This window comes from Arthrobacter sp. D2-10 (assembly GCF_054161285.1).
On the sequence record NZ_CP096431.1, the window covers coordinates 3144407 to 3157985 of the forward strand.

13 protein-coding genes are annotated in these 13579 nt (G+C 64.5%); 5 read left to right on the forward strand and 8 right to left on the reverse strand.

The genetic code is table 11. From position 1 onward, the window contains the following. Positions 1-82: 82 nt before the first annotated feature. Positions 83-1582 (forward strand): sodium/proline symporter PutP, encoded by a 1500-nt coding sequence (putP, locus tag M1D74_RS14700; RefSeq protein WP_458115776.1) that lies wholly within the window; start codon positions 83-85, stop codon positions 1580-1582. A gap of 98 nt (positions 1583-1680) precedes the next feature. On the opposite strand, the gene M1D74_RS14705 is transcribed toward putP, so the two are convergent. Further along, entirely contained in the window at positions 1681-2799 is a 1119-nt protein-coding gene (locus tag M1D74_RS14705) for a DNA polymerase IV (protein ID WP_458117194.1), read from the reverse strand. 105 nt (positions 2800-2904) lie between these two features. Between M1D74_RS14705 and M1D74_RS14710 the strand changes: the two genes are divergently transcribed. Next, entirely contained in the window at positions 2905-3738 is an 834-nt protein-coding gene (locus M1D74_RS14710; protein ID WP_309070517.1) for an aldo/keto reductase, read from the forward strand. 2 nt (positions 3739-3740) lie between these two features. On the opposite strand, the gene M1D74_RS14715 is transcribed toward M1D74_RS14710, so the two are convergent. Further along, positions 3741-4388: a pyridoxine/pyridoxamine 5'-phosphate oxidase gene (locus tag M1D74_RS14715; RefSeq protein WP_458115777.1), complete on the reverse strand. Its 648-nt coding sequence runs from the start codon at positions 4386-4388 to the stop codon at positions 3741-3743. 63 nt (positions 4389-4451) lie between these two features. Here M1D74_RS14715 and M1D74_RS14720 point away from each other — a divergent pair, with 63 nt between their 5' ends. Next, a complete protein-coding gene (locus M1D74_RS14720) occupies positions 4452-5246 on the forward strand; it encodes a phosphatase PAP2 family protein (protein ID WP_458115778.1) in 795 nt (264 codons plus the stop codon). A gap of 108 nt (positions 5247-5354) precedes the next feature. On the opposite strand, the gene M1D74_RS14725 is transcribed toward M1D74_RS14720, so the two are convergent. Genes M1D74_RS14725 through M1D74_RS14735 form a run of 3 tightly spaced genes read right to left on the reverse strand, consistent with a single transcriptional unit; the run spans position 5355 to position 8532 of the window. Next, on the reverse strand, positions 5355-7130 hold the full coding sequence (locus M1D74_RS14725) for a thiamine pyrophosphate-requiring protein (protein ID WP_458115779.1): 1776 nt from the start codon (positions 7128-7130) through the stop codon (positions 5355-5357). Further along, the gene (locus M1D74_RS14730; protein ID WP_458115780.1) at positions 7130-8269 is read right to left on the reverse strand and encodes a baeRF2 domain-containing protein; all 1140 of its coding nucleotides are present in this window, start codon (positions 8267-8269) and stop codon (positions 7130-7132) included. Before M1D74_RS14730 ends, M1D74_RS14725 begins: the two co-directional genes overlap by 1 nt. Continuing rightward, on the reverse strand, positions 8266-8532 hold the full coding sequence (locus M1D74_RS14735; protein ID WP_458115781.1) for a hypothetical protein: 267 nt from the start codon (positions 8530-8532) through the stop codon (positions 8266-8268). The genes M1D74_RS14730 and M1D74_RS14735 overlap by 4 nt, the downstream gene beginning before the upstream one ends. Before the next feature lie 114 nt (positions 8533-8646). On the opposite strand from M1D74_RS14735, the gene M1D74_RS14740 reads away from it, so the two are divergent. Both M1D74_RS14740 and M1D74_RS14745 read left to right on the forward strand, forming a co-directional pair. After that, a complete protein-coding gene (locus M1D74_RS14740; RefSeq protein WP_458115782.1) occupies positions 8647-9543 on the forward strand; it encodes a phosphoribosyltransferase in 897 nt (298 codons plus the stop codon). A gap of 3 nt (positions 9544-9546) precedes the next feature. Continuing rightward, positions 9547-10341, forward strand: a complete 795-nt coding sequence (locus tag M1D74_RS14745) for an MBL fold metallo-hydrolase (RefSeq protein ID WP_458115783.1) — start codon at positions 9547-9549, stop codon at positions 10339-10341. A 7-nt stretch (positions 10342-10348) separates the two neighbouring features. On the opposite strand, the gene M1D74_RS14750 is transcribed toward M1D74_RS14745, so the two are convergent. From M1D74_RS14750 to M1D74_RS14760, 3 genes are all read right to left on the reverse strand, one after another. Then, positions 10349-11443, reverse strand: a complete 1095-nt coding sequence (locus M1D74_RS14750; RefSeq protein ID WP_458115784.1) for a LacI family DNA-binding transcriptional regulator — start codon at positions 11441-11443, stop codon at positions 10349-10351. A gap of 46 nt (positions 11444-11489) precedes the next feature. Further along, complete coding sequence (locus M1D74_RS14755) at positions 11490-12374, reverse strand: PfkB family carbohydrate kinase (RefSeq protein WP_458115785.1); 885 nt, start codon at positions 12372-12374, stop codon at positions 11490-11492. A 93-nt stretch (positions 12375-12467) separates the two neighbouring features. Beyond that, positions 12468-13472 carry an SIS domain-containing protein gene (locus M1D74_RS14760; protein WP_458115786.1) on the reverse strand — a complete coding sequence of 335 codons (1005 nt, stop codon included), beginning with the start codon at positions 13470-13472 and terminating at the stop codon, positions 12468-12470. Positions 13473-13579 lie beyond the last annotated feature (107 nt).

The following is a 13579-nucleotide window of genomic DNA, read 5'->3' on the forward strand; positions in this document are numbered from 1 at the left end:
CCTTATTGGCCAAACTGGACAACGCCTTGGAATAGTGGGCCGCTGCACACAGCCAACTCCAAGGAAGATGTGAATCTGACCAATGACTGACCAGATCTGGCAGTACCTGGCCATGGCGCTTTACATGCTTGCCATGCTGGGGATCGGCTGGTACGCCTACCGGCGAACATCCGATCTCGACGACTACATGCTCGCCGGCCGCGGGCTCACTCCGGGCGTCGCCGCGCTCAGTGCGGGAGCCTCCGATATGTCCGGCTGGCTGCTGCTCGGGCTTCCCGGGGCGATCTACCTATCCGGCCTGGTCGAGATCTGGATCGCCATCGGTCTGACCGTAGGCGCCTGGCTCAACTGGAAGTTCGTCGCGCCACGGTTGCGAAGCTACACCGAGGTGTCGGATAACTCGATCACGGTGCCGAGCTTCCTCGAGAACCGGCTCAAGGACCGCTCCCGCGTTCTTCGTGTGGTTTCGGGCGTAATCATCCTGGTCTTTTTCACGTTCTACGTCTCCTCCGGCATGGTGGCCGGAGGCGTCTTCTTCGAGTCATCCTTCAACTCCAGCTATACCCTCGGCATGATCCTCGTAGCGGCGGTCACCATCCTCTACACCCTGTTCGGCGGCTTCATGGGTGCTACCTACACCGATGTGGCGCAGGGTCTCCTCATGCTTGTCGCGCTGCTCCTCGTTCCGATCATGGGACTGGTTAGTGTGGGCGGTTTCACGGGCATGACCGAGTCCATCAGCGCGGTCGATCCGTCCCTGTTGAGCTTCTTCGCGGGCGGTTCAATCCTCGCCGTTTTTTCCGCCGCGGCCTGGGGTCTGGGCTACTTCGGCCAGCCGCACATCATCGTCCGTTTCATGGCGATGCGGAGCCCCCGTGACGCCAGGGCAGGACGCCGGATCGGTATCAGTTGGATGGTCCTCACGGTCCTCGGCGCCGTTGCCACCGCCCTGGTCGGCATCGCATACTTCCAGCAGAACCCGGACCTGACCCTTCAGGATCCGGAGGCTGTCTTCCTGTCGCTGTCACAGGCGTTCTTCCACCCGTTCGTTGCCGGCGTCGTCCTGGCGGCAGTGCTTGCAGCGATCATGAGCACCATCTCGTCACAGCTGGTCGTGTGCTCCTCGGCGCTGGTCGAGGACCTGTACAACATGGTGTCCAAGAAGACTCTGAACGCGAAGCAGGGCGTCATGCTTGGCCGCCTCGGCGTGCTGGTTGTTGCCGTCGTCGCGATGGTGCTGGCCTCTGGCCGTAACGAGTCGATCCTCGCTCTGGTGGCCTTCGCCTGGGCAGGCTTCGGTGCCTCCTTCGGCCCAGCCGTGCTGCTTTCGCTGTTCTGGAAGAAGCTGACCATGCCGGGCGCACTGGCAGGAATGATCGTTGGCGCTGTGATTGTCTTTGTCTGGGGCAATTCACCGCTCGCCGACACCATGTACGAGATCGTCCCGGCGTTCTTCGCCAACCTGCTTGTCGCCGTCGTGGTCAGCCGGATGACCTGGAAGCCGAACGCGGAGATCGAGGCCGAGTTCGACGAGGCCGTCCGCGGCGTATCGGGCCGCAAGGAACCGGTGACGGTTTCCTAGCTGTCAGGCGCTGAACAGCTCGCCCCTAGGCTCCCCGGTTGCGCCCGCATCCGGGGAGCTTGCGCTTCGGGGCGGAACCCAGAAGTACGACGGCGCTCTCACCACCCGCTGCGCGTCGGAGTGTGCCCCTTCCGCGCTTCCTCCGGCATCGACATTTCCGCCCGGAAACCAAGGAGCCGCACAGGCCGCCCCTGCTCAATCTTGCCGACGAGCTCCAGAGCGCGGTCCAGCACCACCTCGCGGTCGAACGTCTCAGGTATCCGCTTCGCATAGGTCTTGGTGAAGAACGGCGCGTACCGGACCTTCAGCGTCAGACCGACCACCGGGCGCCCTTCGGCGATAACGTCCTCGAGAACCCGCGCCACGAGTTCCCTGACGGCGTCATCCACCTGCGCGGGGGCGGTGAGATCCTGCTGATACGTCGTTTCCCGGCTGTGTCCGCGGGCAACCCAGGGAGTGTCATCGACCACGGTTTCGCCGTCACCGCGTCCCAGCTGTGCGTACCACGGACCCATCTTCGGACCGAACTCCGGGACCAGATCGGCGGGATTACACGCTGCGAGTTGGGCAACGGTGACGATCCCATGCGCAGCAAGCCGGCGGGACACCTTCGGCCCCACACCCCAGAGGTCGATCGTCGGCCGCTCGCCCATCACCTCGAGCCAGTTGCCTTCGGTCAGGCGAAAGACCCCCGCAGGCTTCGCGAAGCCCGTCGCAACCTTCGCGCGCACAAGGGTGTCGCCGATCCCCACACTGCTGGAAAGGCGGGTGTTCTCGAGCACCGCTTCACGCAGGCGTCGGGCGTATGCCTCCGGGTCCCCCGCCTCCACTCCAACGAAGGCTTCGTCCCAGCCCAGCACCTGTACGGTTGCGCCCGGCTGCGCGCGGAGCGTGGCCATCACCGCTTCTGACGCTTCGAGGTACGCCTCGTGATCCACGGGCAGGATCACGGCATCCGGTACCTTCCGGGCCGCGATGCGCAGCGGCATTCCGGAACCGACGCCGAATGCACGTGCTTCATACGACGCCGTCGAGACGACCGCTCGCTCCGTGGGATCACCCCGGCCGCCGACGATGACCGGTTTTCCCGCCAGCTCGGGGCGCCGCAGTACCTCGACCGCGGCGATGAACTGATCCAGGTCGACGTGCAGCACCCACGAGGTCCGGCCTTGACTCACCGTCCCAGTCTGCCCGCCCGGTCCGTTTCGCACCACCATTCCGGATCCGATCACTTGGTCACGGATTGACGCACACCCTGCCCAACTAGAAGGCTGGGCAGAAGGCAGACCAAGACCAAGACCCATACCCATACGAGGAGAACTATGACTGACGCAGCGGCCCCAACCATCGGACTCCTGAGCGGAGTGTCCATTCCGGCGCTCGGGCTCGGCACCTGGCCGCTCAACGATGAGGAGGCAGCAGACGCCGTCGAGCAGGCCGTATCCGCCGGTTACCGCTTGTTCGACACTGCGGAGAACTACGGGAATGAAGCCGGGGTCGGCGAGGGTATCCGCAGGTCTGGAATTGACCGCGAGCAGGTCTTCATCACCACCAAGTTCAACAAGCAATGGCACAGCGTCGACGGCGTCCGCAAAGCATACGAGGAGAGCGCAGCCCGCCTGGGCGTGGACTACATTGACCTACTGCTGGTGCACTGGCCCAACCCGGACCAGGACCTGTACGTCGAGGCTGTCAAAGGCCTTGCCGCGCTCCGCGAGGACGGTTTGATCAGGGCCATCGGCGTCTCAAACTTCAAGCCCGCCCACCTGCAGCGCGTCCTCGACGAGGGCTTGGTACCGGACGTCAACCAGATCCAGCTCGACCCCCGGCATACCCGTTCCGAGTCGCGGGCCTTCCATGCCGAGCACGGCATCATCACGGAGTCATGGAGCCCGCTGGGCAAGGGCGGCGCCCTCCTGCAGGATCCAGCCGTGGACCGTCTCGCGGACAAGTACGGCATGACGCCCGCTCAGATCGTGCTGCGCTGGCACCTCCAGCTGGGTCTGATCGCAATTCCAAAGTCCGCCAACCCGCTCCGCATCAAGCAGAACATCAATTTGTTCGGCTTCGAGCTGGAGCAGGAAGAGGTGGAGTCACTGTCGGCGTTGGACACCGGCGACGATGACATCACCGATTCCGACTCCTTCGGCCACTAGGACTAGGGCCAGAGAACGTCGCGCCGCCAGCCCTCTCCGTCGCGGACGTAGCGAAGGCGGGTATGGCGACGCTCCGCATCCGCCTGCCAGAACTCCAGCCGCTCCGGGGCGACGGTGTAGACGGTCCACGTCGCCGATCCCTTGCCCTCAATCCCCGCCAGTTCCCGCTCGACGGCGGCGCTCACCGATTCCCCCTCGGGAATGACCTCGCTCTGCCCGCCGGCGAGCACGAGCGCGCGTGCAGTGGGATGACGACGGCGGAAGTCGGCGTCGTTCTCCTCCGCCGTGCCCGGCGTCACCGGACCACTGACCCGCACCTGCCGGCCCGCCGCGTGCCAGAAAAAGGTCAGAGCGGCATAGGGGGTTTCCCGAAGCTGGCGCCCCTTCGGGCTCTCGCTGCTCGTAGCAAAGGAGAACCCGTTCTCGTCGAGGTCGCGGAGAATGACCACCCGGGCGTCCGGGCGTCCGTCGTCGTCGATTGTTGACAGGGTGACTGCGTGCGGGGCGGGTACACCGTCGTCGATCGCGGCGCTCAACCACTCCGTGAACAGATCCACCGGTGAAGCCGGCGCGGTGCCGGGATCGAACGGACGCATCTGCTCGGGGAAGACGGGCAGCCCGCGCAGCAGGTCCCGGGCTTGTGTATTCATGCGGCCAGCCTACGCTCGTGGAACGGCCACGCAGAGAACAGGCAGCGTTGCTAACCTCGGAAGATGTCGTTTCAGGACCCGGAGAACGAAGACCGTCACGTCGGCGCCCGCGACCTCGCCCGGTGGACGACACCGGTAGGCCGGTTACTGGTCACATGCGTGAGGGCGGTCGCCCAGTGGATCGGACCGCGCTGGACACTGGTGATCATGCTGGTCATCGGCATCGGCGCGGCGGTGTCGCTCACGGTTGCCTCTGCCGAGGTGTATGAGGCGGTGGCCCAGGACGACGGAATCGCAGCGCTCGACCAGCCGACGCTCGACGCGGCAGTGGACTTACGGTCCCCCGGTCTCGACGGCGCAGCAACCGCGTTCACCCACCTCGGGGGCCCGGTGGGAATGCCCATCCTTGCAACATGCGCGGTACTTGCCTTCACCGTGGTGCGGCGCTCCTTCACGCCGTTCCTCCTCATGATCTCCGCTGCCGGCGGATCGCTGTTGATGACGGTCCTGGGGAAGGAGGCGATCGGACGGCTCCGGCCCGACCTCCAGTTCGCGGTGCCGCCTTACGAGGTGTCCCCCTCATTCCCCAGCGGCCACACGTTGAATGCGGTGGTGATTGCGGGAGTGACGGCGTACTTGCTGGTGCTGCGCCAGCACTCGAAGCGCGCACGGGCGCTGACCGTTCTCGGCGCCGTCGCCTTCGCGTTCATCATGGGAGCCACCCGCGTGTACCTCGGGCACCACTGGGTGACCGACGTTGCCGTCGCGTGGACCCTTGGCCTCGCCTGGCTGGCGCTGGTAATCACGGCGCACCGCCTGCTGCTGACGTTCGGCAGCTACAAACGTAAGCGGGTTTGACGGGTCCCACTGAACTCGTGGGTTCCGTGGGATAGTCCGGACTATCCCACCGAATCCGCCCGTTCGGTGGGATAGTCCGCCCGTTCTGGTGACCCCGTGCCGGATGACCTAGAGCTGAGCCTCGGTTTCCAGCCGCACGTACTCCCGCAGCAACTCCAGGGCGTGGTTGTTCCCCTCGGTCTCCAGCGCCTTTTCCATCGATTGGGCCAACTCCTGCCCGCCGGGGAACGGCGGAAGCAGCGGAACGTCAGCGTCGGTGCGGATGTCGAGCACAAACGGCCGGTCGGCGGAGAGTGCACGGTCCCAGGCCGGACCGACGTCGTCAGGGTTCTCCACCCTCACCCCATCCAGACCGAGGAGCCGCGCGTAGCCGGAGTAGTCCACGTCCGGAATGTCCTGGCTGTCATCGAAGCGCGGCTCGGTTTCCGTTTCACGTTGCTCCCAGCTGACTTCGGCGAGGTCACGGTTGTTGAGGACGCAGATGGCGAAGACCGGGTTCTTCCAGTTCTTCCAGAGCCTGCTGACCGTGATCAACTCGGCCATTCCGGTCATCTGCATGCCGCCGTCGCCGCTCAGCACCACCAGCGGACGGTCAGGAGACGCTAGTTTCGCTGCCAGACCGTAGGGGATACCGCACCCCATGCTTGCGAGGGTGCTCGACAGGTGTGCGGGGACGCCCGCAGGCAGATGCAACTGGCGCGCGTACCAGTACACGCAGCTGCCGACGTCGATAGCCACCTGCGCGTTATCCGGCAGGCGCCCGTTCAGCTCCCGGACAGCGCGCTCCGGGTTCACGGGATCGGCAGCGGTGAAGGCCCGGGCCTCTGACAGGTTCCGCCAGGCGTCCACATGGCGCTCGACGTCCGCCAGCCAACCAGTGCGATGCTTCACCAGAGGCAGCAGAGCGCGGAGAGCCTCGGCGGCGTCTCCGGTCACGGCCACTTCCACCGGGTATCTGTTCCCGATCGCCTTTGCGTCATTGTCGATCTGCACCGCTCGGGCCTTACCCGGCGGCGGGTAGAACTCGGTCCACGGATCATTCGAGCCGACAATCAGCAGGGTGTCGCAGTTGGCCATCACCCAGCCACTGGCGCTGGTACCCAGATGTCCCATGGTGCCTGCGGCGTACGGCAGCGCCTCGTCCACGTACGGTTTACCGAGCAGGCTCGTCACGACGGCGGCACCCAGCTTCTCGGCCAGCGCCACCACCTCACCCTGCGCAAGCCGTGCGCCCTGCCCAACCAACAGCGCAAGCTTCGATCCGGCATTCAACACGGCGGCGGCGTCGTGCAGGTCCTGATCCTGCGGGACCATCTTCCCTGGGCTCCACAGTGGGGCGGACGGGATGACGCCGTGCTCGTGCTCGAGCTCCGGGGCGGGCTCCTGCTGCACATCGTGGGGCAGGATGACGACGGCGGGCGACCGGGTGGCGAGCGCCGCCTTGAACGCCCGGTCTATCACCATGAGTGCCTGGTCCGGGCTGTTCACCTGCTGCCGGAAACCGGAGGCGACGTCCTTGAACAGGCTCTGCAGGTCGATCTCCTGCTGATACGCCGAGCCGAGGACAGTCTTGCTCTGCTGCCCCACCAGGGCGACAACGGGCACGCTGTCCATCCGTGCGTCGTACAGGCCGTTGAGCAGGTGAACAGCACCCGGTCCCTGCGTGGAGAGCATCACGCCAACTCCACCGGTGTACTTGGCGTGTCCCACCGCCATGAAGGCTGCGTTCTCCTCATGACGAGCCTGAACGAAGGCCGGCCCACCGGCACGCCGAAGCGCGCCCAGGACCGGGTTGATTCCGTCCCCGCTGTAGCCGAACACGCGCTCGACTCCCCAGGCGGTCAACCGCTCGACAACAGCGTCAGCTACCAGCCGATCACCCATCAGCGAGCGGAAGGAACGGTGGGCCCTATCGGCCAGCGCAACAGCGCAGCCACGGGTCCGCCGTCGAGCGCGCCGGAAGGAAACAGTGCCACCTCAGCGTCGGTGAGTACCGCCGCACGCAACAACGACGACGGCGCCGGCACCTCCCCGAGCACGGGTGACCCCGCGGTTTCTCCATCGACCTCGGCGGTCCAGGGTTCCGCTCCCAGGGCAAGAAGCCGATGGCCGTTGAGTCCGGCAGTCTCAAGCAGCAGCGTGTCGACCTGCGCCTGTTGCAGCGCATGAACGACCGAGCCGATGCCCTCCGTCGACTCGGGGTTGGCCCTCGACTTCTGACTATTGAGCTTCTCCAGTAGCTGCGCCTGCCGTCGCGCGATGCATTCGGCGACCCGCTTGTCGATTTCCTGCGCATAGGCGTCCTTGTCGGCGCCTTCAGTCCGGCTGTGGCTTTCGACGACGGTGAGGATCTCCTTTGACTGCTCGCTCAGCTGTTCCGCGACCAGATTCCGGGCACGGATGTCACCCGCGACGACTACGAGCCTCGCCCGACAGGTGCGGACAATGCGGTCGATCTCGCCCGCAATGTCTGCGGCGTTCGCCTTCCAGATGTTCTCCGTCCGGTGCTGGTAACGGCCCTGCGACCAGCCACCGCTGGGCACCTTTTTGAGGTTCTCGGTTTCACCCTCGACGTGCGTCATGTCGTCGTCCTGCCGTCCGCCTGCGTGGCGAAGGTGGATTTCACCGCCGTCGCGGCCCACTTCTGCCACCACGTAGGAGAAGTCGTCGGGGCGGTGCCAGAGCAGGGGACACAGGTTCGGCACCTCGTTCACCGAAGTGAACTCGGGCAGTGCAAGGGTGCCGGGCAGGAACTCGTCCAGCTCCACCGTGCCGTTTGCGACGACGAGCAACCGGGCCACCGGATCCGGAATGCCTTTCGCGGACTGGCGGAGGGCCTCGGCCACCGCTTTGCGGTCCTCCTTGGACGCTCCCGCCTCCTCAAGCGCCGTCGCAATATTGTCCGGCCGGACGTCGTCGGCGTGGAGGGAATCAACGGTCCCGGTACTCGCATCCGTGTAAATGGTCACCCATGGACCCGGCTTCCTGTAGAGGTCTGCGAGCATGTGCAGGGTGCTGGTCACTGCGCCTCCTCATCGTCATCGTCCGCGTTGTCTCCAACCGTTTGGGTGAGGTCGTCCGCAGTGACGGCTCCCTCGCCCTGCGTGGCTTCAGACACGTACACCGGCTGATCGCCCCCGGCGGTGTCGTCGCTGTCGTCCACGGATTCGGCCTCGCGCCAGTCCTCGGCCCGGGTGGGATGGTTGCTATGCACCAACCCCTGTGTCTCGTGTTTCAGCTGGTCGTCCACGTGTGGACCGTGGGTTGTATTTCCCCGCTCTGCCATGACGTACCTCTCTCCTGTTGTTTCGGTTTCGTCTGACTCGAAATTACTAAGGCTACTGCCGGTTTATCATCCTCTAAGCTCGAATGAAAGACCCTCCTTTCCCGACCGGTGCCCATGATGGTGAGAACTCAGGAAGAACCAGAGCGATACGTCGACCGAGCGGATGCCGGTCGACTGCTCGCCACGGCGCTTACGCCGGTGGTCGAGGCCGATGAACTGCTCGTTCTCGCCCTTCCGCGAGGAGGCGTTCCGGTCGCCGCAGTGGTGGCGGAAGCGCTCGGCGCACCGCTCGACGTCGTCATGGTGCGCAAGGTCGGCGTCCCCTCGTTCCCGGAGCTCGCGATGGGCGCGCTTGCCTCCATCGGCGGCGCCGTCGAAACGGTCCGGAACCCGCACGTGCTCGAGCAGGTACGGGATGCCGAAGCCGTCTTCGCAGCCGTTGCGAAACGTGAACTGGCCGAACTGCAGCGCCGTGAAGCTCTGTACCGCGAGGGCATGAAGCCGTTGGTCGTGGCCGGTGAGACGGTGGTGATAGTCGACGACGGCGTTGCCACCGGAGCCACAATGCTCGCCGCTGTTGCGGCTCTTCGAAAGGCCGGGGTGAAGCGCATCCTCGCCGCCGCACCGGTGTTCCTGTCCAGCGCGTCAGCGACAGTGGGCAGTGCCGTCGACGAGCTGGTGAGTCCGTGGGCCGCTCCGAACCTGCCCGCCGTCGGTAGCGCCTACCGCGCCTTTGAGCAGGTGTCGGACGACGAGGTCCGACGGTTGTTGCGGGAGGCGCGCGGGCGTAGTTTGGGGACCATGACGGATTACTCAGAGCTTCCCGATTCCTACCGCGCCTACCTTGCAGGGCTGGACGACAGCACGGCCGCCGCCCTGATCCCCGTTTTCAAGCAGTCGATTGCCGGCGGCGAGCATGGCGTCCTGGTCACGACGAACCTCGGGCCAGACACCCAGGCGGAAGTCTCCCCCGAGGTTCCGTTCGGCGAGATCCGAGAGACAGTCCGCTAACCGGTGTCCCCTGCAGAGGGCGGCCTGACCGCGAGCAGCCCGCTGACGCGCTACCGGCTTGCGCCCAACCCCGGACCGATGAGCCTGGACGGCACCAACTCCTATGTCATCGCCGCGCCAGGTTCACCTGCCGTGGTTGTGGTTGACCCGGGGCCGCCCGATGACACGCATGTAGCCGCCCTGCAATCGGCCGGACAAGTGGAACTGGTGCTCATCACTCACCATCATTGGGATCACACCGAGGCCAGCGCCCTCTTCCACGAGATCACCGGCGCGCCGGTTCGCGCCCTCGACCCAGGATATTGCCACGGGGGCCATCCGCTCGATGACGGCGAGATTGTTACCGCCGGGGGCGTCGAGATCAAGGTTATGGCCACGCCGGGCCACACCGCAGATTCCGTGTGCTTCTACTTGCCCGACGACGGCCCCGAGGGTTCCGTACTGACCGGCGACACGATTCTTGGACACGGCACCACGGTGCTCAGTTACCCGGATGGAACCCTGGACCAATATTTCCAGTCTCTCGACACACTTGAATCTCTGGGCAGTGCCAGCGTGCTGCCGGGCCACGGCCCTCTGCTCCCGCATCTCGGCGAGGTTGCCCGTGCCTATAGAACGCACAGGCTGGAGCGGCTTGATCAGGTGCGGGCAGCGCTTGTGGCGCTGGGTCTGGCAGCTGATGATGCCGACGTCGGCTCCGTCACCGACCGGGTATACGCCGAGGTCGATCCTTCAGTGCGCCGCGCAGCGCAGCAGTCGGTGGCAGCGCAGCTTCATTACCTGCGGACCGAGCGCTAGCAGGCATTCACAGGTTGCGTTTCGCTACCGACGCCCGCTCGACGAACCGTGCCTCAAGTGTGTGCATGGTCCGCGAGGGAGTCGCTCCTTCTATCTCGCTCAGCAGGGTCTCTGCCGCCCGCGCACCCAGATCCAGCATCGGTTGCGCGATCATCGTGAGCGGAGGCTCCATCACTGCCGCCCAGGAGCTGTCATCGAAACCAATGAGAGATACGTCCGCGGGGTAGCTGAACCCGCTCTCCCTGACGGCACGGAGAGAACCGGTAAGCGCGTCATTCTCCGTGCAGAAGAGAGCAGTCACGCGATCATCAAGTGCCAACATTCGGGAAACGGCAACTGTTGCGTTCTGTTCAGTCTTGGGCCCCGTCATGACGAGGTCGGCGTCGAAAGGCAGACCGGCGTCGTCGAGTGCGTCCAGGTATCCGCGGAGCCGCTCCCCATCCGTCCATAGGCTACGCGCTGCCGCAGCGGTGAGAGCACGCCGGGTGGTGGCCGGCTTCTTCATCGGTGGTCCCCAGATGAATCCGATACGTCGGTGGCCATGCTCGATCAGGTGGTTCACTGCCCGCCGGCTCGCCTCCCGGTTGTCGATCACCACCGAGTCGAGCGCAAGGTGCTCCACGGCGCGGTCGACCAGGACCACCGGTATCCCCCGGGTCATCGCGTCCTGAATATGGGCGACATCGTCCCGTTCGACCGCCGCAGACGCGATGATCATGCCATCGACGCGCTTGTCGATGAGCACCCCTACAGCGGCCTTCTCTTCCTCGAGATCCTCGTGCGTGCTCAACACAATGGTGTCGAAGCCCCGTTGTCGTGAAAAATCGCTGATCCCCCTGGTGACGCCGGCGAAAAACGGATTACCGATATCCGCGACAATGAGCCCCAGGGTGTGGCTCACTCCAGTCGACATGCTGCGGGCGAGCGCGTTGGCCCGATAACCCAGCTTCTCGGCGGCGCTCAGGACGCGTTCCCTCAACTCCGGGCTGACATAGCCATATCCGCCGAGCGTACGGGCGGCCGAAGCTCGGCCCACTCCTGCCTCCGCGGCGACTTCGGAGATGGTTGGCGGGGCGACGCTGCGATCACGTTCAGCCGCCATTCAGATCGTCATTCTGTTTTGAATTCGGCGCATCCCGGTCAGCATGTCACATCGTAACCGCGATGCCGGAATCGGCAACACCTCGACCGAATGCTCCCTCCACCAGGCACTGCCGTGCGGCAAATGCGGCGCCCGCGTTCAGCGCTTTTCGAATCTCCGACTCACCGGGCGGTGCCGAGCGGCTCCATCCACCCGCTACAAGAGTTACGGCAAATGCCGTAAGGAATGCGTCCCCACAACCCATGGTGTCAATCGGTTGTTCGGTCGCCGGGATGGGCACCGCCGGGGCACTGATGTAGTCCTGCCCGTTATATGCAACGGCTCCGGAGGATCCGCGGGTGCCAAGAGCCATCCCGGCGCCTCGTTCCATCAATGCGGAAAGAAGCTGCTCGGTATCAGTGTCCGAGAGACCCGAACACGAGATGAGGGCGAGATCAACGGAGGGGCAGACCCGCCTCAGGTAGTCGGTGCTGCGAAACTCATCTTCACTCGAGAAGTCATAGCTGACCAGGGGTCCGGAAGGGCGGATCTTTCCGAGCTCGGTCTCGGAACGGGAATAGACACTCGAATGCACCAGGTCGAACCCTGCGACATAGCCCAGCAGGTCCTCGTCGAGTTCAAGAGGGTCTGACACGGTCACACCGCCTCCGTTCCACCCTCCGAACACCCGCTCTCCCTGCACGATGCTGATGGACGAGACTCCGCTAGGGCCGTCTCTGGTCACGGAACGACGGGTGTCCACCCCTTCAGCCTCGATTGCGTCCCGAAGGAAGCGTCCGTGTCCATCGGATCCGAACACTCCCAAATAGGACGACTGTGCTCCCAATTGGCGGGCGAATACGGCGAAGTTGACGCAGTTGCCACCGGGGTAGATCATCCCTCGGTCAAGGTACCGATCAACGATGTTGTCCCCGAACCCCAGAACCCTCACGGAGCCTCCCGTCCGGTGTTGTAGATGCTTCATAGCCGCCCTTAGGTAGCTGGGCGCCTGCTCCCCAGAACAGACGCCCAACTTGGAAATGGATCAGTATTCGACAACGCGGTAGTAACGCCTGAGGTCCAAAGAGTGATTGCGTACCCGCTCGAGGTGTTTGCTGATACGACCGGTGACGGTGTCGAGGACGGCTGGTGCGAGAAGTCCGCGGAATTCCTCGCTGATGCCTTCCAACGGATAGTCCTTGGTATCAAGGACGGTGACATCATCCGAAACCCGCTTGGCGAACTTTTCGACGCGCTCGGTCAGGGCGCGCGTCTCATCCTCACCCTGGAAAATGATGACGCTGGTGTCCTTCTCCAGCAGTTCGAGCGACCCGTGGAAGAACTCGGCGCTATGCACACGGGTGGTGCGCAGCCACTGCATTTCCTCAAGGATGCACATGGAGTAGAGGTACGTGAAGCCCCACAGGTTCCCACCCCCCACGAGGAAGTGATAGTCGGTGTCGGCATGAGCATCGGCGAAGGCGGCTGCGATGGGTTCCGCCTGGCGAGCCACGTCGACAAGCACACCGTCCAGCCCTGCCATTTCATCAGCGAATTTCTCGTAACCCGCGAACTCTCCGCGTTCAGACAGCAGCCGCGTCATGAAGAACAGCATTTGCATGTCGAACGGCCAGGTCTTCGGCTCAGAGATAAGTGCAGCATCCACTGCCTGGGCAATAGGAGAATCCGCGTAACCGGTGAACGCGACGGTGAAGACGCCGCGCTGCTTGCAGTACTCGATAGCGCGCAGGCTGTCGTCGGTCGTTCCGGACACGGAAGTGAACACGGCCACGGAGTTCTCCCCCAGGGTCGCATCTCCGGAAACGATCAGCTCGGCCGCTATGGCGGCCTTTACCGGCAGGGTTGAATGCCGGCGGGCGAGGTGCTCGTAGGGCCACATGGCAGCGTAGGTTCCCCCTGCCCCGATCAGGAAGACGTTGCTGACCCCCTTCGCGGTGATGGTACTGACCAACTCCTCGATGTTCGGGCGGAGGGACACTGCACTGGCGATCTGTTTGCGGAATGCTGACTCGTCAAAACCGAGCATCATTTTCCTTTCGGAGGGAGGTGTAGGCGATAGGAGAACCGTTCGTATCGAAAGAACCTGATACCGGTATCAGCCATGACCGATGCTGGCACATCCAGCTGGAGGCCGTC

Excerpts from the sequence above, each read along its gene's own strand:
- M1D74_RS14740 (WP_458115782.1), top strand. The coding sequence starts at position 8,647 with ATGATGGTGAGAACTCAGGAAGAACCAGAGCGATACGTCGACCGAGCG.
- M1D74_RS14750 (WP_458115784.1), bottom strand. The coding sequence starts at position 11,443 with ATGGCGGCTGAACGTGATCGCAGCGTCGCCCCGCCAACCATCTCCGAA.
- putP (WP_458115776.1), top strand. The coding sequence starts at position 83 with ATGACTGACCAGATCTGGCAGTACCTGGCCATGGCGCTTTACATGCTT.
- M1D74_RS14725 (WP_458115779.1), bottom strand. The coding sequence starts at position 7,130 with ATGGGTGATCGGCTGGTAGCTGACGCTGTTGTCGAGCGGTTGACCGCC.
- M1D74_RS14760 (WP_458115786.1), bottom strand. The coding sequence starts at position 13,472 with ATGATGCTCGGTTTTGACGAGTCAGCATTCCGCAAACAGATCGCCAGT.
- M1D74_RS14735 (WP_458115781.1), bottom strand. The coding sequence starts at position 8,532 with ATGGCAGAGCGGGGAAATACAACCCACGGTCCACACGTGGACGACCAG.
- M1D74_RS14715 (WP_458115777.1), bottom strand. The coding sequence starts at position 4,388 with ATGAATACACAAGCCCGGGACCTGCTGCGCGGGCTGCCCGTCTTCCCC.
- M1D74_RS14710 (WP_309070517.1), top strand. The coding sequence starts at position 2,905 with ATGACTGACGCAGCGGCCCCAACCATCGGACTCCTGAGCGGAGTGTCC.
- M1D74_RS14720 (WP_458115778.1), top strand. The coding sequence starts at position 4,452 with ATGTCGTTTCAGGACCCGGAGAACGAAGACCGTCACGTCGGCGCCCGC.
- M1D74_RS14705 (WP_458117194.1), bottom strand. The coding sequence starts at position 2,799 with ATGGTGGTGCGAAACGGACCGGGCGGGCAGACTGGGACGGTGAGTCAA.